This window comes from Streptomyces sp. NPDC030840 (assembly GCF_055572015.1).
In genome coordinates, this window is record NZ_JBVIEE010000002.1 from 433303 (window position 1) to 453018 (window position 19716).

Annotated in this window: 15 protein-coding genes and 5 pseudogenes; 14 read left to right on the forward strand and 6 right to left on the reverse strand. The window is 70.9% G+C overall.

Going from position 1 to position 19716, the window contains the following annotated elements; genetic code table 11:
- Positions 1–364: 364 nt before the first annotated feature.
- The 4 genes and pseudogenes from ACZ49J_RS05900 to ACZ49J_RS05915 form a co-directional block, all read left to right on the forward strand.
- On the forward strand, positions 365–1771 hold the full coding sequence (locus ACZ49J_RS05900; protein ID WP_467448391.1) for a hypothetical protein: 1407 nt from the start codon (positions 365–367) through the stop codon (positions 1769–1771).
- A 379-nt stretch (positions 1772–2150) separates the two neighbouring features.
- Positions 2151–2920 (forward strand): annotated as a pseudogene (locus ACZ49J_RS05905) (transposase family protein).
- 140 nt (positions 2921–3060) lie between these two features.
- Complete coding sequence (locus tag ACZ49J_RS05910; RefSeq protein ID WP_467448835.1) at positions 3061–3699, forward strand: HAD family hydrolase; 639 nt, start codon at positions 3061–3063, stop codon at positions 3697–3699.
- Between the two features lie 49 nt (positions 3700–3748).
- Positions 3749–4084, forward strand: a pseudogene (locus tag ACZ49J_RS05915) (transposase family protein); the annotation flags it as partial.
- Here the strand turns inward: ACZ49J_RS05915 and ACZ49J_RS05920 are convergent.
- Both ACZ49J_RS05920 and ACZ49J_RS05925 read right to left on the reverse strand, forming a co-directional pair.
- Positions 4084–4278: pseudogene (locus ACZ49J_RS05920) on the reverse strand (CNNM domain-containing protein); the annotation flags it as partial. The pseudogenes ACZ49J_RS05915 and ACZ49J_RS05920 sit on opposite strands and share 1 nt — an antisense overlap.
- Positions 4278–4541, reverse strand: a pseudogene (locus ACZ49J_RS05925) (transporter associated domain-containing protein); the annotation flags it as partial. The pseudogenes ACZ49J_RS05925 and ACZ49J_RS05920, both read right to left, overlap by 1 nt.
- A gap of 143 nt (positions 4542–4684) precedes the next feature.
- Between ACZ49J_RS05925 and ACZ49J_RS05930 the strand changes: the two are divergent.
- The 8 genes and pseudogenes from ACZ49J_RS05930 (at position 4685) to ACZ49J_RS05965 (ending at position 13734) form a co-directional block, all read left to right on the forward strand.
- Positions 4685–4951 (forward strand): twin-arginine translocase TatA/TatE family subunit, encoded by a 267-nt coding sequence (locus ACZ49J_RS05930; protein WP_467448390.1) that lies wholly within the window; start codon positions 4685–4687, stop codon positions 4949–4951.
- 134 nt (positions 4952–5085) lie between these two features.
- Positions 5086–5328: pseudogene (locus ACZ49J_RS05935) on the forward strand (STAS domain-containing protein); the annotation flags it as partial.
- Between the two features lie 940 nt (positions 5329–6268).
- Positions 6269–7207 carry a permease gene (locus ACZ49J_RS05940; protein ID WP_467448834.1) on the forward strand — a complete coding sequence of 313 codons (939 nt, stop codon included), beginning with the start codon at positions 6269–6271 and terminating at the stop codon, positions 7205–7207.
- Positions 7204–7965, forward strand: a complete 762-nt coding sequence (locus ACZ49J_RS05945) for a TIGR03943 family putative permease subunit (protein ID WP_467448388.1) — start codon at positions 7204–7206, stop codon at positions 7963–7965. Before ACZ49J_RS05940 ends, ACZ49J_RS05945 begins: the two co-directional genes overlap by 4 nt.
- A 428-nt stretch (positions 7966–8393) precedes the next feature.
- On the forward strand, positions 8394–9890 hold the full coding sequence (locus ACZ49J_RS05950; protein ID WP_467448386.1) for an ABC transporter substrate-binding protein: 1497 nt from the start codon (positions 8394–8396) through the stop codon (positions 9888–9890).
- Between the two features lie 95 nt (positions 9891–9985).
- On the forward strand, positions 9986–11821 hold the full coding sequence (locus tag ACZ49J_RS05955; RefSeq protein WP_467448384.1) for an ABC transporter permease subunit: 1836 nt from the start codon (positions 9986–9988) through the stop codon (positions 11819–11821).
- Positions 11818–13143, forward strand: a complete 1326-nt coding sequence (locus ACZ49J_RS05960) for an MDR family MFS transporter (RefSeq protein WP_467448382.1) — start codon at positions 11818–11820, stop codon at positions 13141–13143. The genes ACZ49J_RS05955 and ACZ49J_RS05960 overlap by 4 nt, the downstream gene beginning before the upstream one ends.
- 15 nt (positions 13144–13158) lie before the next feature.
- Positions 13159–13734 (forward strand): metal ABC transporter permease, encoded by a 576-nt coding sequence (locus tag ACZ49J_RS05965; protein WP_467448379.1) that lies wholly within the window; start codon positions 13159–13161, stop codon positions 13732–13734.
- A gap of 167 nt (positions 13735–13901) precedes the next feature.
- Here the strand turns inward: ACZ49J_RS05965 and ACZ49J_RS05970 are convergent, their stop codons facing one another.
- Positions 13902–14261, reverse strand: coding sequence for a (2Fe-2S) ferredoxin domain-containing protein (locus ACZ49J_RS05970; RefSeq protein WP_467448378.1), 360 nt, complete (start codon positions 14259–14261; stop codon positions 13902–13904).
- 41 nt (positions 14262–14302) lie between these two features.
- Positions 14303–16282, reverse strand: coding sequence for a heavy metal translocating P-type ATPase (locus ACZ49J_RS05975; RefSeq protein ID WP_467448376.1), 1980 nt, complete (start codon positions 16280–16282; stop codon positions 14303–14305).
- 142 nt (positions 16283–16424) lie between these two features.
- Here ACZ49J_RS05975 and ACZ49J_RS05980 point away from each other — a divergent pair, with 142 nt between their 5' ends.
- Positions 16425–16814, forward strand: coding sequence for an ArsR/SmtB family transcription factor (locus ACZ49J_RS05980; protein WP_467448374.1), 390 nt, complete (start codon positions 16425–16427; stop codon positions 16812–16814).
- Between the two features lie 818 nt (positions 16815–17632).
- Positions 17633–18217: a GNAT family N-acetyltransferase gene (locus tag ACZ49J_RS05985; RefSeq protein ID WP_467448373.1), complete on the forward strand. Its 585-nt coding sequence runs from the start codon at positions 17633–17635 to the stop codon at positions 18215–18217.
- On the opposite strand, the gene ACZ49J_RS05990 is transcribed toward ACZ49J_RS05985, so the two are convergent.
- Both ACZ49J_RS05990 and ACZ49J_RS05995 read right to left on the reverse strand, forming a co-directional pair.
- Entirely contained in the window at positions 18214–18570 is a 357-nt protein-coding gene (locus tag ACZ49J_RS05990; protein ID WP_467448368.1) for a hypothetical protein, read from the reverse strand. The two genes, ACZ49J_RS05985 and ACZ49J_RS05990, sit on opposite strands and share 4 nt — an antisense overlap.
- 35 nt (positions 18571–18605) lie before the next feature.
- On the reverse strand, positions 18606–19571 hold the full coding sequence (locus tag ACZ49J_RS05995) for a pirin family protein (RefSeq protein WP_467448364.1): 966 nt from the start codon (positions 19569–19571) through the stop codon (positions 18606–18608).
- Between the last annotated feature and the right edge of the window lie 145 nt (positions 19572–19716).

A 19716-nucleotide genomic window follows, 5' to 3' on the forward strand; every position in this document is an offset into this window, starting at 1 on the left:
AGGGTGAGGAAAATCGGATGCCTCGTCAGGCTCTTGTAAGGATTCGTGGGACCGGTTTTTCTCCGCCTCCCGTGAGCGGGAAGGAGCGCTGGAGACGTCCCACCGCGAGTTCTCACCTGGATCTGCTACGACCCGCGCACCCCGCTCGCCGGGCTACGCGCACCCTCGTCCCCATCACGGTCCACGGCCTGCGCCGGAAAGCCGGTGAAGAAGGACTGGAGAAGGACCGGGAAGGAGGATGACCGTGCCATGCCCCGACGGCGGACCCGGTATCTGTGCCGACGGCGACGGTGACTCATGACGAAACGCTGACGTCCACGCCCGGCACGCGCCCGGCCGCTGCCATCCGGCCTAACGTTCCCGCGTGAACCGTGATCTCCGCAGTGACCCGCGTGGCGATGCCGACCTCGGCCTTCGTCGTGATCTCCGCCGCGACCTGTACGCCGTCGCGGCCGCCGCTCTGCTCGTCGTGACGGCCGCGCTGGTCGGCGTCGCCATCAAACGGTCGAAGGACGTCCTTCATGTCGGCTGGCCGCCCCTGTACGCCAACTGGCTGCCCCACATCGGTCCCGGCACCCCGGCCGCGCTCGCCGTCGCGGTGGCCGTCGTCGCGTACGGCCCCACCCTCGCCGCACGCCTGCCCTGGCGCACCCTGCTGCTCGCCTCCTGGGCCACTGCCACGGCCTGGACCTTCTCCCTCGCCCTAGTCGACGGCTGGCACCGCGGCATCGCCCGACGCCTGACCACCCGGTACGAGTACCTCCAGGTCATCGACCGCTTCCACGACATCCCCGCCACCCTGCGGGACTTCACCCACCACATCCTGCTCGGCTCACCGGACCAGTGGCCCCCGCACGTCGCCGGGCACCCTCCGGCCGCCACCCTCACCTTCGTTCTCCTCGACCGGATCGGCCTGGGCGGCGGAGGGTGGGCCGGCATGTGGTGCGTCACCGTCGGCGCGACCACGGCGGCCGCCATCCTGGTCACCGTACGGGCACTGGCCGACGAGACCTTCGCCCGCCGGACGGCGCCGTTCCTGGTGCTCGCGCCGGCCGCGGTGTGGATGGGAACGTCGGCCGACGGCTACTTCACCGCTGTCGCCGCATGGTCCGTCGCCCTGCTCGCGCTCGCGGTGACGGCACGCACGGCACACCGGTCACGGATCGCCGCGTTCGGCTCGGGACTGCTGTTCGGCCTGACCTGCTACCTCTCATACGGGCTCACGCTCTTCGCGTTGATCGGGGCGGGTGTGCTGGTGCTCGGGAGCAGGCGAATGCGAGTACTGCCCTTCCTGCTGGCCGGAACCGCCGTCATACCGCTGGCGTTCACCTTCGCAGGGTTCGACTGGTGGGAGGCGTACCACCTGCTGGTCGAGCGCTACTACCAAGGAGCGGGCGGTTTCAGACCGTACGGCTACTGGGTGTGGGCCAACCTCGCCTGCACGGTGCTGGTGGTCGGCCCGGCCACGGTGGCGGGGCTGCGACGGGCCATCCTCCTGCTCGCCCGGGATCGCGGGCGGCTCCTGGCCGTTCGGGACATCCCCCGGCTCTCCGCCGAGATCCGTCTGATGCTGCTCGTGCTCGCCGCGCTCCTCGCGCTCCTGGCCGCCGACCTGTCCGGGATGAGCAAAGCGGAGACCGAACGGATCTGGCTTCCCTTCGCCCTGTGGCTGCTCGCGGTGGGCGCGCTCCTCCCCCGGCCCCGCGCCTGGCTCACCGGGCAGGCCGTGCTGGCGTTGCTCCTCAACCACCTGCTGATGACCGGCTGGTGACCCGTTCCGGGATTTGGCGCGCCAACTCGGACTGGCCGATGCGCAGGGGCTGCCCGGAGGACACCACCACACAGCCCAGCATGACCACAGGCATGGCCCGCAGAATCTGAAGCTCACCCGAGCTGATCATCGCCAGGCACCTCCGCCCCCTTCCACCGGGTCCGCCGAGGGGATGGAGAAGGCATCGAGCGGCGATGCGCCCAGGGCACATCACCCCAGTTCAGCGCACCCTCCCCCGCGGCTTCAGCGCCCCCGGCGGCAGTTGGGGATCAAGCAGCGGACCCCCGTCGTACCCCTTCACCTCACCGAAGCGGGAGCCCTCTATCCAGTCCTTCCTAAAGCGTGTTGCAGAAGGCTTTGAACAGGGCATCTCCGTTGTATGGCTGGGGTGTTGAGGGCCGAGCGGGTGTGGGTGGAGACGTTCACGGGCCTGCGGGTGGATCAGTTCGGCCGGCTACTGAAAGCGGTGCGGGAACGTGGCGGCGAGGGCTGTGGCTGGGGCCGTACGTGGCGGCTGCCGCTGGCCGAACGGGTGCTGCTGGTGGCCGTGTACTACCGCACGAACCTCACCATGCGGCAGCTCGCCCCGCTGTTCGGCGTCTCGCCCGCGACCGTGTGCCGGGTGGTCCAAAGGCTCGGTCCATTGCTCGCGCTCGAGCCGGCCCGGGCCCCCGCCGATGCCGCCGGCCGGCTGTGGATCGTGGACGGCACCCTCGTCCCGGTCCGCGACCGCAAGGTCGGAGCGTCCTCACGCAACACCAGTTCTCGGCGAACGTGCAGGTCATCGTGGACGCCGAGTCCCGCCTGGTGGTGGCCGCGGCCCGGCCGGTGCCCGGTACCACAGCGGACGCGAAGGCCTGGCGGGACTCCGGCCTGGCCCAGCACTGCGAGGGCGTGACGGTCCTCGGCGACGGGGCCTACATCAACACCGCCCTGATCGTCCCGCACGGCAAACGCCCCGGACGGCCCCTACTCAAGGGCGAGGAAGAAGACAATGCGCAGCATCGCAAGGTTCGCGCCCGAGTCGAGCACACCCTCTCCCGCATGAAGAACCACAAGATCCTCCGCGACTGCCGGCAGCGCGGCGACGGCCTCCGTCACGCGGTCCAGGCCGTCGCCCGCATGCACAACCTCGCCCTCGCCGCATGAAGCCGACAGGCCAGCCGCCGCTTCAGGCTGCATGATCAAGGCCTTCTGCAACACCCTTCAAGAGCTGTCCCGCAAAATGGCCCCTGCCCGCTGCCTGGCATGATCGACGCGTGACCAGTGAACCTGGGCGGCAAGGCCGCATGAAGTACGTGCTGTTCGACGTCGACGGCACGCTGATCAACGCGGTGAGCAACCAGCGTCAGGTCTGGGGAACCTGGGCGGAGCGGTACGGGCTGGACGCAGACGAGGTCTACCTGGTGGCTCTACAGACGCGGCCGATGGAGACGTTCGCCCAGATCGCGGCGGACCACGATCCGCGTGAGTGCCTGGCCACACTGCACGAGCTGGAAGACGAAGACGTCCGCTCCGGCGTCTATGCGGCTTTCGACGGCGCGTCGGAGTTGTTGCACGGCCTGCCACTTGAGTCCTGGGCACTGGTGACCTCGAACTACGAGCACCGGGTGCGCGGCCGTTTCCTGCGAACGGGTTTGCCGGTGCCGAACGTGATCGTGGACGCGGCCGCGGTCGAGGAGGGCAAGCCCTCTCCCGTCCCCTATCTGCGAGCCGCGGAGCAGCTCGGCGCCAGTCCGGGAGACTGCCTGGTCATCGAGGACGCCCCGTCCGGAGTGCGGTCCGGGCTGCGGGCCGGGATGACGGTGTGGAGTGTGAACGCCGCCGTCGCGGTGGAGGGCGTGCATCGCCACTTCGTCAGTCTTCGCGAGGCAGTTCCTCACATCCTGGCCTTCGCGTCCGGTCCTCACGGGAGTGCCGCAGTCTGAGCCCGTCCGCTGACACCGGGCAGCACTGGGATGATCATGCAGTGACGGTGTGATCACGGCGTCGGAGCCTTCCTGGATAGCCCCGTTCAGTGGACTGAGCCCGCGACAGTTCGTCAAGCTGATCACGGCGTTGCGGCGCGAAGGCGCGGACCCGATTCGCAAGAACCGGCCGTGGAGCCTGCCGCTGGGGGACCGGGTCCTGCCGGTCGCCGCCTACTGGCGCACCAACCTCACGCTGCGCCAGCCGGCACCGCTGTTCGGGATATCGAAGTCGACGGCGGACCGCATCATCGACCATCTCGGGCCGTCGCTCGCCCTCCAACAGCGCAAGCGGTTCCGCAAGGACGCCGTGCTGATCGTGGACGGAACCCTGGTGCCCACTCGCACGGTGATGCCGAGCTGGGCGCCGGCCAGCATCAGCGACAGCTCGCGCATTCCGGCGAGCGCTGCATTTGCGCCGCGCTGCCCTTCGGCCGCCGCCTTTTCCATACGGTGTCGTTTGGCGGCGACCAGCGCGAACTCGGCCGCGACGAAGAATCCGCTGTCGGCCAGCAACAGCACGGTGACGAAGAGCGCCATCATGCCTGCTCCTCCGTCGTCCTGGTCGTCTCGGTCGCGAGCCGCTCGATCCGTACCCGTTCCGGCACGTGCCGGTCGAGGGTTCGTACGTCGATCACCGCGCTGCCGTCGCCGGCCAGCTCTACGGTGAGGCGGTCGCTGATGGCCGGGAAGCGGCCGAGCCGGTCGACGATCAGGCCGGCCACGGACTCGTAGTCCTCCTCCTCGGGCATCTGGATGCCGGCGGCGGCCACCTCGTCCAGGCGGCGCCCGGCGTCCACCACTGCACGCACAGCCAGCCAGATCCCAGGACGCCACCACGGTCCCGAACCCCCGTTCGCGCTCGCGCCGTACCCGGCCCGGGCAACCAGAAGGCAGGACCCGCAAGTTCGGACTGCGCGAACTCGCGATCATCCTCATCGTCGTCATGCTCTTCCTCGGCGCCAAACGCCTCCCTGACCTCGCCCGCTCCGCCGGCAAGTCGGCCCGCATTCTCAAGGCCGATGCCAAGGCGATCAAGGAGGAAAAGGAGGAACGAGCCGCGCCCACACAGCCGGCGGAACAGACGCCACCCCACGTCATCCAGGGCGAGGCCATCACCCCCGGCACCAGCAACGCGACCGACACCACCCGGCCCTCCGCACCTCACCCTCAGGCTCCAGGTACCGGGCGGCCAACGACACCTCAGGACTGAAGACCGCGAGCCAGGGCCCCGATCCAACAGCCCAGGGGCACGCCAGCCGGGTCCTGGCCGGCCTGGTCGTCGCACTCGCCCTGATCCCCGAGGCGATCTCGTTCTCGATCATCGCCGGGGTCGACCCGGCGGTCGGCCTGCTGTTCTTCGCCTCCTCCAACGACCTCGTCGGCCAGTTCAACTACGCCACCGACCCCGACAAGGTCGTTGTCGACCTGTCCGCCGCCCACATCTGGGACGCCTCCTCCGTCGCTGCCCTGGACGCCATCGAGACCAAATACGCCCAGCGCGGCAAGACCGTCGAGATCATCGGCCTGAACGGACCCAACGCCCGCATCCACAAGACGCTCAGCGGCGAACTCACCGGCAGCCACTGACCGGCATACACTCGACAGAAGGCCGCGGAGACACCATTCTCCTCGGCCCGCTCCCTCCCCACGGGAGGATCCACGGCGGCGCCGTCCGGGAGCGCAAGCCTCATGGGCTACCGCCTGCATGAGCTCTGGGTAACCCTCCTCCCCCTCGCTTTCCCCGCAGTACGCGGATGGCCTTGGGCATGGCGTTTCCCATGACGAGGGCCGCTAGGGGCAGGGCGACATCGTGCCAGCGGTCTCGGATGGGCTGCCGCCGAGCGAGGGTCGCTTTCAGCTACCCGAAGGGCAACAGCCCGGGACGTGAGCGCGGACCCCTGGCCGGGATCCACCGTCGCGTACACCCGCCTCTTGGGCGGCCTGGCGGAGGACTACGGGATCGCGCGACTACACGACCGCGGTCACCAAGAACGGGGTCGCCCAGGAGTCCAGCGACGCTCCGGAGGGTCTGCCCGAATGCCAGACCGTCCTCGCACTCGACTTGCCGGCGGCGGGAGGCTTCGGCGGCTACGCGGCAGTCACGGCGATACGCCACGCACGGCAGCGATCACTGCCCGGATCGGTGGCCCTCCGTGCTCGCCTCTCTGCCGGCGGGCTTCGTCGGCTACGAAGCGGAGACCGGCCCGGTGAGTGTGATGCTGCTGTGGCTGGTCCTGCTGCCCGTGGTCTGGCTCATCGTCGAGCGTCAGGTCAGGCGCAGGTCGGGCTCCGACAAGAGCGATGCGGTTCTGATCCCGCCCCGCTTCCCGCGCCCGTCTTCGGAGAACTCCTGTCCGGAGCAGACCGGTCGGTACTCGGGAGTAGGCGCCCGCTATGTTCGACCCGGCGTTCGACATCCGACATCCATGGGGCTGGCGTGCAGAGAACAGAAGGAAGTACCGAAGAGACGGGGACGGCCGCCGAGACGGCCGACGTCAGTTCCTTACGGGAACGGCTCCGGTCGGGGATGCTCCTGCTGCTGGGAGCGGTCGTCCTTCTCGATGTGGTGCTCTTCGTGGACGGAGACTGGCCGGACGCACCGGCCGTGCAGGCATGGCGGACCGTCTGTCTCGCCGTCACCGTGCAGGCGATGCCCTTCCTGCTGCTGGGAACGGCCCTGTCCGGTGCGATCAACGCGTTCGTGCCGGCACGGGTGTTCAGCCGCCTGCTGCCGAAGCGGCCCGCGCTCGCCGTTCCAGTCGCCGCAGGCGCCGGAGTCGTACTGCCCGGCTGCGAATGCGCGTCTGTGCCGGTCGCGAACAGCCTGATCGGCCGGGGCGTCACCCCCGCCGCCGCGTTTGCGTTCCTGCTGTCGGCCCCCGCCGTCAACCCGGTGGTGCTGACCGCCACGGCCATCGCCTTTCCCGACAACCCCGCCATGGTGCTGGCCCGCCTGCTCGCCTCGCTCGCGACCGCCGCCGTGATGGGCTGGCTGTGGCTCCGGTTCGGCCGCGAAAAGTGGCTGCGTCCCACCCTGCGGCACACCGGACACCGGCCGGGGCACAGTCGCTGGACGGAGTTCCGGCGTGGCTTCCAGCACGACTTCCTGCACGCGGGCGGCTTCCTGGTCCTGGGGGCCATGGCGGCGGCCACCTTCAACGTGGCGGTCCCGCGCTCGGTACTCGAGGCGTTCTCCGGTTCGCCCTGGCTGTCGGTGGTCTTCCTGGCCGGGCTCGCCGTCGTGCTCTCGGTGTGCTCCGAGGCCGACGCGTTCGTCGCGGCCTCGCTCACCGGTTTCTCGCCCCTCGCCCGCTTGGCGTTCATGGTGGTCGGACCCATGGTCGACCTGAAGCTCTTCGCCCTTCAGGCGGGCACGTTCGGCCGGGCCTTCGCGGTCCGATTCTCTGCCGTGACGGCGGTCGTGGCGGTCCTGTGCAGCGTACTGATCGGAGAAGTGGTGCTGTGAGACGACTATTCCAGGTGTCCCTGCTCGTCCTGAGCGGCCTCGGCCTGCTGCACGCCTCGCTCCTCACCGACCTTTACCTCAGATACGTCAAGGAGGGGATGCGGCCGTTCCTGATCGCGTCGGGGGTACTTCTCCTCCTCCTGGGAGCGGCGGAGGCGATGTCGCACTGGAGGCCGGGCAGGGGCGGCGAACCCAGTACGGCTCATCAAGATGTGAATCACGACGGCGACGACCACGACCACGCCACCGTGCCCCGCGTCGCCTGGTTGCTGCTCCTTCCGGCGCTGAGCCTGCTCTTCTACGCCCCTCCGGCCCTCGGCGCGTACACCGCCGCCCGTGAAGCCCCCAAGGCGGTGAAGCAGCGGAACCACTTCGATCCGCTGCCCGCGATCTCGCCGGTCCCCCTGACCCTCACCGAGTTCACCAGCCGCGTGCAGCAGGACCACGAACAGGGCATCAAGGGACGCAGTGTCCGTATGACCGGTTTCGTCACCCCCGACGCAGGAGGCGACGGCTGGTACCTGACCCGGCTCATCCTCAACTGTTGCGCCGCGGACGCCCAGTCCGTCAAGGTACGCATCCACGGGGCCCCGGACCTGCCTGCCGACACCTGGGTGTCCGTCACGGGGGCCTGGCACCCCGGCGGAGCCCTGGGCACGAGATCCGCCCCGGTCGCACTCGACGCCCTCACTGTCACGAAGGTCGCCCGCCCGGTGAACGCGTACACCGACGCTCTTCCGCTGCCTACCACGAGGTGAATGACACCCGCAACAGTCATGGATATCTGTTCAACCAGCCTGACGGGGAGTCCGTCCCAGCACCGGCCCGGCAGGGGCGGCACCCAAGCAGTGCCCGCCCCTGGACCTGTGGGCCGGCAGGTCAGACAGTGTCGGGCTGCGCCTGAGGGACGGGAGCCTTCAGGCGGCCGGTGGCGTGCAGGCCGTACAGCGCGGCCGCACAGACGAGGCCGAGCGCGGCCGGCGTGGAGACGCCCGGGAGGGGCGATTGCCACCACGGCGACGCCGGACGCGCGCACTTGCGGCGGGTGTACGTTGCGGCCCGAGGACGGCGGCGGGAAGGGCACTCCTCACATTGCCCCGCCCCCCATTCAAATGAAAACGGTTATCGTTTATTCTTCCGGTGATGTCCCCTTGATCGGCGCAACCGGAAGACAAGTACGCGAACCATGAGAAGACCCCGCCGCCAGCTCATAGCCAGCCTGCTCCTCGCTCCGCTCCTCACTGGCTGTTTCGCCTCCGACGGCGGCTCGTCGTCCTCCGGCTCCGGGGAGGGAGCACGGCTCCGGGTGGCGCTGGCCTTCCCGCCGACGGAGAACTACTCCCCGTACGGTCAGGACGCCTTCACCCTCTCCCGACTGGGCGTCTCGGAAGGGTTGACCAAGCTGGACGCCAACGGCACCGCGATCCCTGCGCTGGCCGAGTCGTGGAGCAGCGAGAAGGCCGGCAGGAGCTGGGTGTTCACGCTGCGGCACGCCAAGTTCCAGGACGGCACCGAGCTCACCGCGAAGGCCGTCGCCTCCGCGATCAACCACGCCGCCGAGGCCGAGCCGGTGCCCACCGCCCTGACCGGCGTGAAGCTGACCGCCGAAGCGGTGGGCGACGACCAGGTGCGGGTCGGCACCAGCACGGCCGACCCGGTGCTGCCGCTGCGGCTGTCCAACCCCAGCCTGGCGGTGTTCTCTCCCAGGGCGTACGAGAAGAAGGGCACCGTGAACCCGGTCGGCACCGCTACCGGCCCCTTCGAGCTCACCAAGATCACTGGCGCGACGGCGGCCGCCCTGGACCGCTTCGACGACTACTGGGGCGGCCGCGCCCAGGCCCCCGGCATCGACGTGAAGTTCGTCGCCGACGGCACCGCCCGCGCCAACTCCCTGCGCACCGGCCAGACGGACGTCGCCCAGGCGATCCCCGTCGCGCAGATCGCCTCCCTGGACAAGGACACCGTCCACGAGACAAGCACCGCCCGCAACGCCAACCTGCACTTGAACACCAAGTCCGGCGTGTTCGCCGATGCGGGTCTGCGGGCCGCCGCCCGCGAGGCGATCGACACCTCCGTCATCGCCAAGGACGTGTACGAGGGCTACGCCGAACCCGCCAAGGGCCTCTTCGGCCCAGCCCTGCCCTGGGCTGCGGGCAAGCGGACCGAGCCCACCGGACGGACCAAGGCCACCGACCCCGGTGGCAAGAGCATCACCATCGCCACCTACACCAGCCGGCCCGAGCTGGCCGAAATCGCCCAGGTGCTGCAGCAGGACCTGGAGAAGGCCGGGTTCAAGGTCAAGCTGGAGGTCCGCGGCGACTCGCGCCTCGAGGGCGACCTGCTGGCCGGGAAGTACGACGCCGCTGTGACAACCCGCAACATGATGCTCGACACCGGCGACCCCGTCTCCGTCCTGGCCAGCGACTTCACCTGCGAGGGCACATACAACCTGTCGCTGCTGTGCGACAAGGACGTCGACAGGCTCGTCTCCGCCGCCCAGGTCGAGTCCGACACCGCCAGGCGGCAGGACGCAGCCATGAGGACGGAGACGGCGATCCTCGGCACAGACGCGGTGATCCCGCTGGTCCATGTCAAGGCGGTCATGGGCATCAGCACATCGGTCGAAGGCTCGCTGTTCAGCTCCGACGAGCGGCAGTACGTCGGAACAGGAACCCGGCGCTGAACGGCACATCCGGCCGCTTCGGCAGCCCCTCCGCTCTGCCAGCCGCCCTGCGCGCTCTCGCGCGGGGCGGTGGCCTCACCCTGCTGTGGCGGGCTGTGCTCGCCGCCGCCCTGGTGTGCGGGATCGGCCTGCTGCCGTGGCTGTCGCGCACCGACCCCGCGCTGACCGTGCTCAAGGCCCGGTCGGCGGAACGTGATCCCACCCAGGAGGCATTGGCCGCCGTACGGGATGAACTCGGCCTGAGCGACGGCCCGTTGCCGCTGCTCGGGCGCTGGCTGGGCGGGCTGCTGCACGGGGACGCGGGCCGGTCCTGGGTCTCCGGCAGCGAAGTGCTGCCGTCTGCCGTGCAGGCCCTGGGTGTCTCCCTGTTGCTGATGGCCGGGGCTCTCGCGGTTGCCTTGTGCACAGCCTCGGCGGTGTGCGCCCGCACCCTGTGGTTGGGATCGCGCCGTCAGCTCGGTGCCAGGGGCCCGGGCGGCACGGGATCCGCGGTGCTGGCCGCGCTGCCCGAGTTCCTCGTCGCCTCCCTGCTGGCCTCGGTCATCGGCGTGCAGCTCGGCTGGCTGCCCGCCCTCGGCTGGTACGGGCCGCAGTGGATGGTGCTGCCCTCGCTCGCCCTCGGCCTGCCCGCCGGCGCCATCCTCGGGCGGATGCTGGACGACCTGCTGCCCGGGGCGTTCGCCGAACCATGGGCGCTGGCTGCCGCCGCCCGCGGCATCTCGCCCAGGTCCGTGGCCCGGCAGGCGCTGCGGCGTTGCATACCCGGACTCCTGCCCAACCTGGGACTGTTCGTGGTCGGCCTGACCGGCGGCGCCGTCGCCGTCGAGCAGATCTACGACATCCCCGGCCTGGGCCGGCTCACCCTGAACGCCGCCCTCGCCCAGGACCTGCCCGCCCTGCAGACCGGCACGCTGACGCTGGTCCTGCTCGCCGCGGTCGCGAGTGCCCTGGCCCGGCTCACGGCCCGGCTGCTGATCGGGCCCGCGCTGCGCGACGGCGCCCTGCACTCCCTGCACCGGCCCGCACCGCCCGCGCGCCGCGTAATGCCCCTGCTGTACGGAGCGCTGCTCGCCGCCGTCGTCGGCCTCGGTCTGCTCCGCGACCCGCTGGCCCTGGACACCAGCGCCCGGCTCCAAGCCCCTTCCCGCGCATACCCGTTCGGCACCGACGCGCTCGGCCGCGACATCCTGGCCCGCATCGCGCACGGCGCGCTCAACACCCTCGGCATCGCCCTGGCAGTGAGCGCCGCCGCCCTCGTCACCGGCGTGCTCCTGGGCCTGCTCCCAAAGCTGTCCGGCCCTGTGGTCGACACCGTCAACGCCGTACCGCCCGTACTGGCCGGCCTCCTCGTCACCGGAATCGCGGGCAGCGGCACCTGGACCCCCGCCCTCGCCGTCGCCGCCGTCGCGTGGGCACCGCTGGCCACCCACACCGCGTCCCTGTTGCAACAGGAGCGAGCGACCACCCACTTGACGGCCACGCGCGCCCTCGGCGCCGGAGACTGGTACGTGCTGTGGCACGAGCTGCTGCCCGCCGTCCTCTCACCTGTCACCCGCCACGCCCTGCTCCGGCTGCCCGGCATCGCCCTCGCCCTGGCCGCCCTCGGCTTCCTCGGCCTCGGCGTCCAGCCGCCCTCCCCCGAGTGGGGGCTGCTGCTCGCAGAGAACCAGCCCTACACCGAACGCGCCCCCTGGGCCGTCCTCGCCCCGGCCGCCGTCCTCGCCCTGCTCGGCGCGCTCGCCGTGACGGCGGCGGGAGGCATATGCCTGCCCCGACTGCGCAGGCGGTCCGGGACACGCCCCGGCGTCTCCGCCGAGCAGGCCCCCCTCGCGCCGGAGGGACCCGCCCCGGACACAGGTCCGCCGCCCTTTTCCGCCTCATCCATCTCGCCCTCGGAAAACCCCATGGCCTCCCCGGCAGAAACCTCATGACGAACCTCATCGCACGTGTCCTGCACCGCCCATCCATCCGTGCCCCAAAGCCTGAGCGCGAGCGGACCTGGAAGCACCTGTCACCGCTCCTGCGCTTGCTGATCGTCACCCAACTCGCCTTCAACATCGGTTTCTACGCCGTGCTGCCGTTCCTCGCCGAGCACCTCGGCACCGCCATCGGCATGGCCGGGTGGATGGTCGGTTTCGTCCTCGGCCTGCGCACCTTCAGCCAGCAGGGCCTGTTCGTGGTCGGCGGCTGGCTCGTCGACCGCTACGGCGTACGCCCGGTCGTGCTGACCGGGTGCGTGCTGCGGATCGCCGGGTTCGCCTGGCTTGGATACGCGCAGACGACATGGACGGTCATAGGCGCGGTGCTGGTCATCGGCTTCGCCGCCGCGCTGTTCTCCCCTGCGGTGGAGTCCGAAGTCGCCCGGCAGGCGGTGGTCTGGGAAGAGGAGGGCCACGGCCCAAGGACCCGCGTCCTGGCCCTCTTGTCCGCGGCGGGCCAGGCCGGCGCGTTCGTCGGCCCGCTGCTCGGCGGCCTGTTGCTGCTCGTGGACTTCCGCACCGCCTGCCTCGCCGGTGCCGCCGTCTTCGTCCTCGTCCTGGCCGGGCACGCCCGGCTGATGCCGCACCACATCCCCGGCCGGGTCCGCACCCGGCAACGGGGCGGGGCCCGCGCGCTGCTGCGCAACCGCCGCTTCCTCGCCCTGTGCTGCGCGTACGGCACCTACCTGCTCGCCTACAACCAGCTCTACCTCGCCCTCCCGGACGAGGTGCAGCGCGCGACCGGCTCCCAGGCGGCTCTGTCCTGGCTGTTCGCCCTGTCCTCCCTGCTGGTCGTCGTCGCCCAGCTCCCGGTCGCCCGCTGGGCCGGCGACCGGCTCGACCTGCGCCGCTCCATGGTGTGGGGGCTACTGCTGATCGCGGTCGGCTTCGCGGTCGTGGCCGCCGCCCGACCCGCCGACCGGACAGGCATCGCGGGGCTGCTGCCCGCCGCCGTGTACATCGTCATGCTGACGCTCGGCCAGATGCTGGTCGTTCCGGCCGCCCGAGCCTGGGTGCCCGACCTCGCCGAGGAAGGCCGCATCGGCCTCTGCACCGGCGCCCTGTCCTCCGTCTCCGGCCTGATCGTCCTCATCGGCAGCTCGGCCACCGGCTCCCTGCTCGACCTGGGACTCCCGGCCGCCGTACCGTGGCTCGTCCTCGCCGCCGTACCGGCTCTCGGCATGGTCCTGGTGCCACGCCGCCCGGAGCGGACGGGACAGGCCGTGCAGACCGAGCGGACCAGACCGGCCGGGAGCTCCACCCCAGCGCACTGAGGTACCGGGCGGCCCGTGCGGTACGGACGGAAGCGATCGGCGCGGGCGGCGCAGGAACCTCACGCGAAGGGGGACCCGTCCCTGTTCTGTCTCACACTGTCCACTCCGGCCGGCCCGCGCCGGCGGTGTTCCGGACCTACGGACACCCGCCGCAACTACCGGTCCCTGTCCCTCCTGATCACCCCGGCCGCCGCGGCCCGCAGGCTCACCGCACGGCTGTGGGCAATGACCCTGCTGGCCTCCCTGTTCGGCGGCACGGGCGCGCTGGCCGGACTGTACGTCTCGCACGCCTACGACCTGGCGGCCGGCGGCTTGGCCCTGGACACCGCGGGCCCCGGCGTCATCGGCGCCCAGAACCAGCGCGACGCGCTGAGCAAGGTCGAGGCCCGCATGCGGTGTTCCTGCGCGGACCCGGCCCGACTCGCCGACCGGCGACCGGGAGCACGCCTCCTCGCCTCCCACACGCTCACCAGTCTGCCGCCCCAGATGCGCGACGAGCTCCCGGCCGCGTACCAGGAGTTCTCCGGCCTCGCCGCCCAACGGCTGCCCCAGGTCGAGGATTACCGGCTCAACCCCATTTGGCCGCCGTAGCCCGGACGGACGCCGCTGATCGCTGCGGTACCGCCCGAGAGCGGCCCCGTCGGTGAGGCGGAAAGGCCCCCACGCCCGCCGTCAGCCGGCCACTCGGACGCGGCCCGCTTGAGCCGCCTCCCCGCAGCAGGCGCAGTCCGTTCAGTCCGACGAGGACCGTGGAGCCCTCACGGGCCCGCGCCCTCGACGGCCCGCCGTACGCGTCGGGACGGACCGAACTCGTACAGGTCGAGGATGTCCGGCGGTTCGGCGAGGCCCGGCCCGCCGGAACGCACCCACGCCACGATGTCGCCCGTAGCGTCGGGGTCGTTGACCAGCCCGAGCCAGACCGGCCGCCCACCCGCGGCCCGCCCGGCCGAGGACGGCTGTACGACGATGACGTTGGCCTGCTCGCACGCGTCGAGACAGTTCACCGCCCGGACCTGGGCGACTGGCCCCAGTTCGGCTTTCAGCGTGGCGAGTTGGGCGGCGTGGTCGACGCCGGGGATCTTGGCCGTGCCGCAGCAGCACCCCCGGCACACGGTCACCGTGCACCGGGGCGTTGCCTGGGCTGGAGCCTTGCGGCGGCTCACTCGGCGGCCCGCTTCCAGGCCGCTTCGCGCAGCAGCCGCAGCCCGTTGAGGCCGACGATGACGGTGGAGCCCTCGTGTCCCGCGACGCCGAGCGGCAGCGGAAGGTTGCCGGCCAGGTCCCAGATCACCAGGCCGGTGATGAAGACTCCCGCGATGACCAGGTTCTGCACGACGAGCCTGCGGGCGCGGCGGGAGAGGGCGATCACGGCGGGGACGGTGGCGAGTTCGTCGCGGACGATGACGGCGTCGGCGGTCTCCAGGGCGAGGTCGGAGCCGGCCCGGCCCATCGCGATACCGGTGTGGGCGGCTGCCAGCGCCGGGGCGTCGTTGACGCCGTCGCCGACGACCATCACCTTGCGGCCGGAGTCCTCCAGTTCCCGGACCGCGTCCACCTTGTGCTGGGGCAGCAGGCCGGCCCGTACGTCCTCGATGCCGACCTCGGCAGCCAGGCGTGCGGCGGCGCGCGGGTTGTCGCCCGTCAGCAGTACGGGTGCAGTCCCGGTGAGGGACGTCAGCGAGGTGAGGGTGGCGGTGGCGTCGGGGCGCAACCGGTCCGCGATACCGAGCACGCCCACCGGCGTGCCGTCCACCGTGACCAGCACGGCGGTCCGGCCGCCGTCCTCCAGCTCCCCGGCAAGCACCACCGCACGGGCGGAACCCGCGTCCTCCGCCCCGCCGAGCAACCGCGCCGGGGCGCCGACCGCGACCACGCGCCCGTCGACAGTGGCGGTCACCCCGACGCCGGGCGTCGAGTCGAAGCCCTCCGCCACCGGCAGCGCGAGCCCGCGTTCGCGTGCCGCGTCCACGACGGCACGGGCCAGCGGATGCTCGCTCGGGTGCTCGGCGGCGGCCGCGAGGAGCAGCAGCTCGCCCTCGTCCAGCCCGGATCCGGCCAGCGGTCGGAGGTCCGTGACCCGGGGCGTGCCCTCGGTCAGCGTGCCGGTCTTGTCGAGCGCCACCGCGTCGACCTGCCCCAGCCGCTCCATCACCACCGCCGACTTGACCAGCACACCATGCCGTCCGGCATTCGCGATGGCCGACAGCAGGGGCGGCATCGTGGCCAGGACGACCGCGCACGGCGAGGCCACGATCATGAAGGTCATCGCCCGCAGCAGCGCGTCGGTGAGGTTCGCGCCGAAGGCCAGCGGGACGAGGAACACCGCGAGGGTCGCCACCACCATGCCCAGCGAGTAGCGCTGTTCGACCTTCTCGATGAACAACTGGGTCGGCGCCTTGGTCTCGGACGCCTCCTCCACCATCCGCACGATCCGGGCGATCACCGTGTCGGAGGCGTCGCGCTCGACGCGGACGCGCAGGGCGCCGGTGCCGTTGAGGGTGCCCGCGAAGACCTCGTCACCCTGCTCCTTGGCCACGGGCAGCGGCTCACCCGTGATGGTCGCCTGGTCGACGTCGCTCGCCCCGTCGAGCACCCGGCCGTCGGCGCCGATACGCTCTCCGGGCCGTACGAGGATGGTGTCGCCGACGGACAGCTCCTGCACGGCGACGGACGCCTCGCGGCCATCGGCGTCGACGCGGGTGGCCGTGGCCGGCGCCAGGTCGAGCAGGCCGCGCACCGAGTCGGCGGTCCGTGCCGTGGCCAGCGCCTCCAGCGCACCGGACGTGGCGAAGATGACGATCAGCAGCGCGCCGTCCATCACTTGCCCGATCGACGCCGCCCCGAGCGCGGCGACGACCATCAGCAGGTCGACATCGAGGGTCTTCTCCCGCAGCGCCTGCAGGCCCGCCCACCCCGGCTCCCAGCCGCCTGCCACGTACGTCACCGCGTACAGCGGCCCCCACGCCCACGCCGGGGCACCGGCCAGCTGCAACGGCAGCGCGAGCAGGAAGAAGACGGTGGCCGCGGCCGCCCAGCGCGCCTCGGGCAGGGCGAGGACACGCGTACGCCGCCGGGGTACGACGCCGTCGCGCGGAGACGTGGCCCGGTCGGCCGGGGCTGGAGCGAGGGTGGAGATCATCGGAGCGGAAGTCCTTCAGGACGGAATGACGGCATGACGGCACAGCGGTCAGCCGGGTTGTCGGCTCCGCTCCCTCCACCGTACAGGACTGCATGAAGACCCATTCATACGTTCATGGATTCGACTCCGTAGGATGAGGACCATGGGCCATGGAGTTGACGCCAAGACGACCGCCACCGCGCGCGAGCGACTCGAGACTGTGGGCGCCGCCGACGTGGCCGCCACCCTCCAGGCCCTGGCCACGCCCTCCCGGCTGCGCATCCTGGCCCGTCTCCAGGAGGGCCCGTGCGCGGCGACCGAACTCGCCGACGCCGTCGGCATGGAACAGTCCGCCTGCTCCCACCAGTTGCGCCTGCTGCGCAACCTCGGCCTCGTCACCGGCGAGCGCCGGGGCCGCTCGATCATCTACGCGCTCTACGACGACCACGTCGCCGAACTCCTGGAGCAGGCTCTCTACCACGTGGAGCACCTGCGCCTCGGACTGCGCGACACCCCGACGTCGGCCCCGGCCGCCGTGGCCGGGGCTCTCTGAGCCGGCCGGCTGTGCCACCTCATCCCGGCACCGAATCCGGAACCGGCCGCCAGGGCCGCGCACGGCACCCACAGCACCCTGGCGGTGCTGGCCGGACGGGCCGAGGCAGTGGCGGCGCAGATCACCGAATGGCCACCAGATCGTTGCTGTCGAAGCGGTTCGCGACGTGCGCTGCGTCCCCGCTCCTGCCCAGGCGCTCGAAGGAGGCGCGCCGGAACGCGTAGCGCTTGATCCCCTACACCACTTCGCGGGGCACGACCCAGTGGAAGGCCGGAGCGGTGGCGGGGCCGACGCTGCAACAGCCGACCACATAGCTTCGAAGCCAAGCAACACAGCGCGGGATCGCCGGTCAGCCAATCCGGCGTTTCCCCGGGTCATTGATGGTCCACCGCTGGGAACCTGCACCTCCGTCGAAAGGAATCGCCAGGACGGCTGTAAGGAGCACCACGGCACGCCAGACGTCTATTGCGAGAACATCAGCCAGCTCTGCGTCTTCGCCGATGAGAGAGCCGGGCACCGCCCGGCAAGGAACCGATGTCGTCGTCCTCAGAGGTCGTCAAGTCCGTTTCTAGTAGCGGCCTGGTCTGGGTTGGGTGAGGAAGCCTCGGCGCCCCGAGGCGGCTGCGGACGACGTTCGTGTCTGGGCCATCGGTGGGCAGGCCGAATAGTCGTGCCGTTTGCAGACCGTGAATGCCTGGTCGGGGTGCTGGTTGAAGGCATGAACGATCTCCTGGTAGGCGGTGCCCAGCTCATGAGGGCCGGACCGGGATCGGATATTCGGTGTTCTGCCCGCTCCATGAGGACACAAGATGGTGCGCATGACTTTGGCCACCCCCGTACTGCACACCGCTCGCCTGCGACTGCGCCCCTTCACCGACGCCGACGCGGACTCCCTCTTCGCGCTGCACAGCAGCGCCTACGTGCTGCGCTATTGGGACTCCCCGCCGTGGACCGAACGGGCCCGCGCCGAGCGGTTCATCGCGCTGTGCCGGAAGATGGGGGACGAAGGCACCGGGGTGCGGGTGGCCATCGACCGTGCTTCTGATGGGGCCTTCGTCGGCTGGTGCGGTCTGACCGGATGGAACCCGGACTACCGCAGCGCGTCGTTGGGCTACCTCCTTGGCGAAGCGATGTGGGGCCACGGCTTCGCGACGGAGGCCGCGCACGCCTTGCTGCGGTGGGCGTTCGACACACTGGACCTGAATCGCGTGCAGGCCGAGACCGATACGCGCAACGTGGCATCTGCCCGGGTTCTCGAGAAGATCGGATTCGTGCGTGAAGGGACCTTGCGGGAGGACTGCGTCGTGAACGGCGAGGTTTCCGACTCGTGGGTGTTCGGGTTGATCAAGCGAGAGTGGCGGCCGTCGGCTGTGCCGATTCCAGCCCGCGAAGAGCGGCGTTAAGTCCGTTTCTTGTAGCGGCCTCGTCCGGGTTGGGTGAGGAAGCCTTGGCGGGTGGGGCGTCCAAGGCGGCTTCGGGTGCCGTTCAGGGCCGGATCGTCGGTAGCCATGCCGAGGAGTTCGTGCAGTTCGCGGACCCGGAACGTCTGATCGGGGTGCTGGTTGAAGGCGTTAACGATGGACTGGTAGGCGGTGGCCTGTTCGGGCGGATCGGGTTGGGCTCCGGCCGGCGCGAGTTCGGAGATGACCTTCCGGGCGGTGGTCAGCTCCGCGAGACGTGCTTCGGTCTCGGTGAGAGCGGCGGTGAGGTGCTCGATCTGGTCGCGTAGTTCGACGGCCGGGGAAGGACAAGGCATCTGACGGTGACGCGCCCAGGGCACATCACCCCAGTTCAGCGCACCCTCCCCCGCGGCTTCAGCGCCCCCGGCGGCAGTTGGGGAGCAGGCAGCGGCCCCCCGTCGTACCCCTTCACCTCACCGAAGCGGGAGCCCTCCATCCAGTCCCTCCGGGCCGTCTCGATCTCCTCCTGCGTCCGCCCGATGAAGTTCCACCACATGATCAGCTCCTCCTCGAACGGCTCACCCCCGAGAAGCATCACGGCCGCGTCCGACTCGGCGCGCAGCGGGAGTTCGGTGCGGCCGCAGCCGAGGTAGAGCATCGAGCCGGGGAGGACGGGGACGCCGTCGACGTGGGTCTCGCCGGACATGCAGAGGACGGCGTACTCGAAGTCCCGTTCCAGCGGGAGGCGTACGTCGGCGCCGCGTGTGAGGGACAGGTCGGCGCCGACGATCGGGGTGTACGTCGTGCCGGGCGAGGTCGCGCCGTCCACGGTGCCCAGGACCATGGTGGCCCGGAGACCGGGTGCCGTGACGACCGGCAGTTCGGCGTGGTGCTCGAAGTGCGGGTCGGTGTGGCGGTGGCCGTCCGGGAGGGCGACCCACAGCTGGGCGCCGTGCAGGAAGCGGGCGTGCGACCTGGGGCTCTCCTCGGAGTGGCTGATGGCCCGGCCGGAGGTCATCAGGCCCAGCTCACGCGGGCGGATCGTCTGCAGGCTGCCCGTGGAGTCGCGGTGCAGCACCTCGCCCTCGTGCAGCCAGCTCACGGTCTGCAGACCCATGTGCGGATGCGGCGGGACCTGCATGCCGGGCTCGTCGGCGATGTCGTCGGGGCCGTAGTGATCGATGAAGCACCAGGCCCCCACCATGCGGCGGCCCAGGTTGGGGAGCAGACGGCGCACCTCGGTGGACTCGCCGAGCTGCACCCGGCGGGGGCTGAGGAGTTCGCGCACCGGCTCGGCCACCACGAACCCCCGGCCACCGCACACCGCGGGGACGGCCTCACGATCAAGATTGCTCATGCGCTCAACCTAGACCTCTCGTCCCCTCCGCGTCAGGCCATCCCTGTCCGCGACGGGGCGTTCGGATGCGGCCCGTGCCCTGGTGTCCGCCGGTCGCCGAGGGCGCGGCGGCATCCGTGCGACGGCGGGCTCGCCCCTGGGGGGG

Excerpts from the sequence above, each read along its gene's own strand:
- ACZ49J_RS05910 (WP_467448835.1), top strand. The coding sequence starts at position 3,061 with ATGAAGTACGTGCTGTTCGACGTCGACGGCACGCTGATCAACGCGGTG.
- ACZ49J_RS05930 (WP_467448390.1), top strand. The coding sequence starts at position 4,685 with ATGCTCTTCCTCGGCGCCAAACGCCTCCCTGACCTCGCCCGCTCCGCC.
- ACZ49J_RS05940 (WP_467448834.1), top strand. The coding sequence starts at position 6,269 with ATGCTCCTGCTGCTGGGAGCGGTCGTCCTTCTCGATGTGGTGCTCTTC.
- ACZ49J_RS05950 (WP_467448386.1), top strand. The coding sequence starts at position 8,394 with ATGAGAAGACCCCGCCGCCAGCTCATAGCCAGCCTGCTCCTCGCTCCG.
- ACZ49J_RS05960 (WP_467448382.1), top strand. The coding sequence starts at position 11,818 with ATGACGAACCTCATCGCACGTGTCCTGCACCGCCCATCCATCCGTGCC.
- ACZ49J_RS05975 (WP_467448376.1), bottom strand. The coding sequence starts at position 16,282 with ATGATCTCCACCCTCGCTCCAGCCCCGGCCGACCGGGCCACGTCTCCG.
- ACZ49J_RS05980 (WP_467448374.1), top strand. The coding sequence starts at position 16,425 with ATGGGCCATGGAGTTGACGCCAAGACGACCGCCACCGCGCGCGAGCGA.
- ACZ49J_RS05985 (WP_467448373.1), top strand. The coding sequence starts at position 17,633 with ATGACTTTGGCCACCCCCGTACTGCACACCGCTCGCCTGCGACTGCGC.
- ACZ49J_RS05990 (WP_467448368.1), bottom strand. The coding sequence starts at position 18,570 with ATGCCTTGTCCTTCCCCGGCCGTCGAACTACGCGACCAGATCGAGCAC.
- ACZ49J_RS05995 (WP_467448364.1), bottom strand. The coding sequence starts at position 19,571 with ATGAGCAATCTTGATCGTGAGGCCGTCCCCGCGGTGTGCGGTGGCCGG.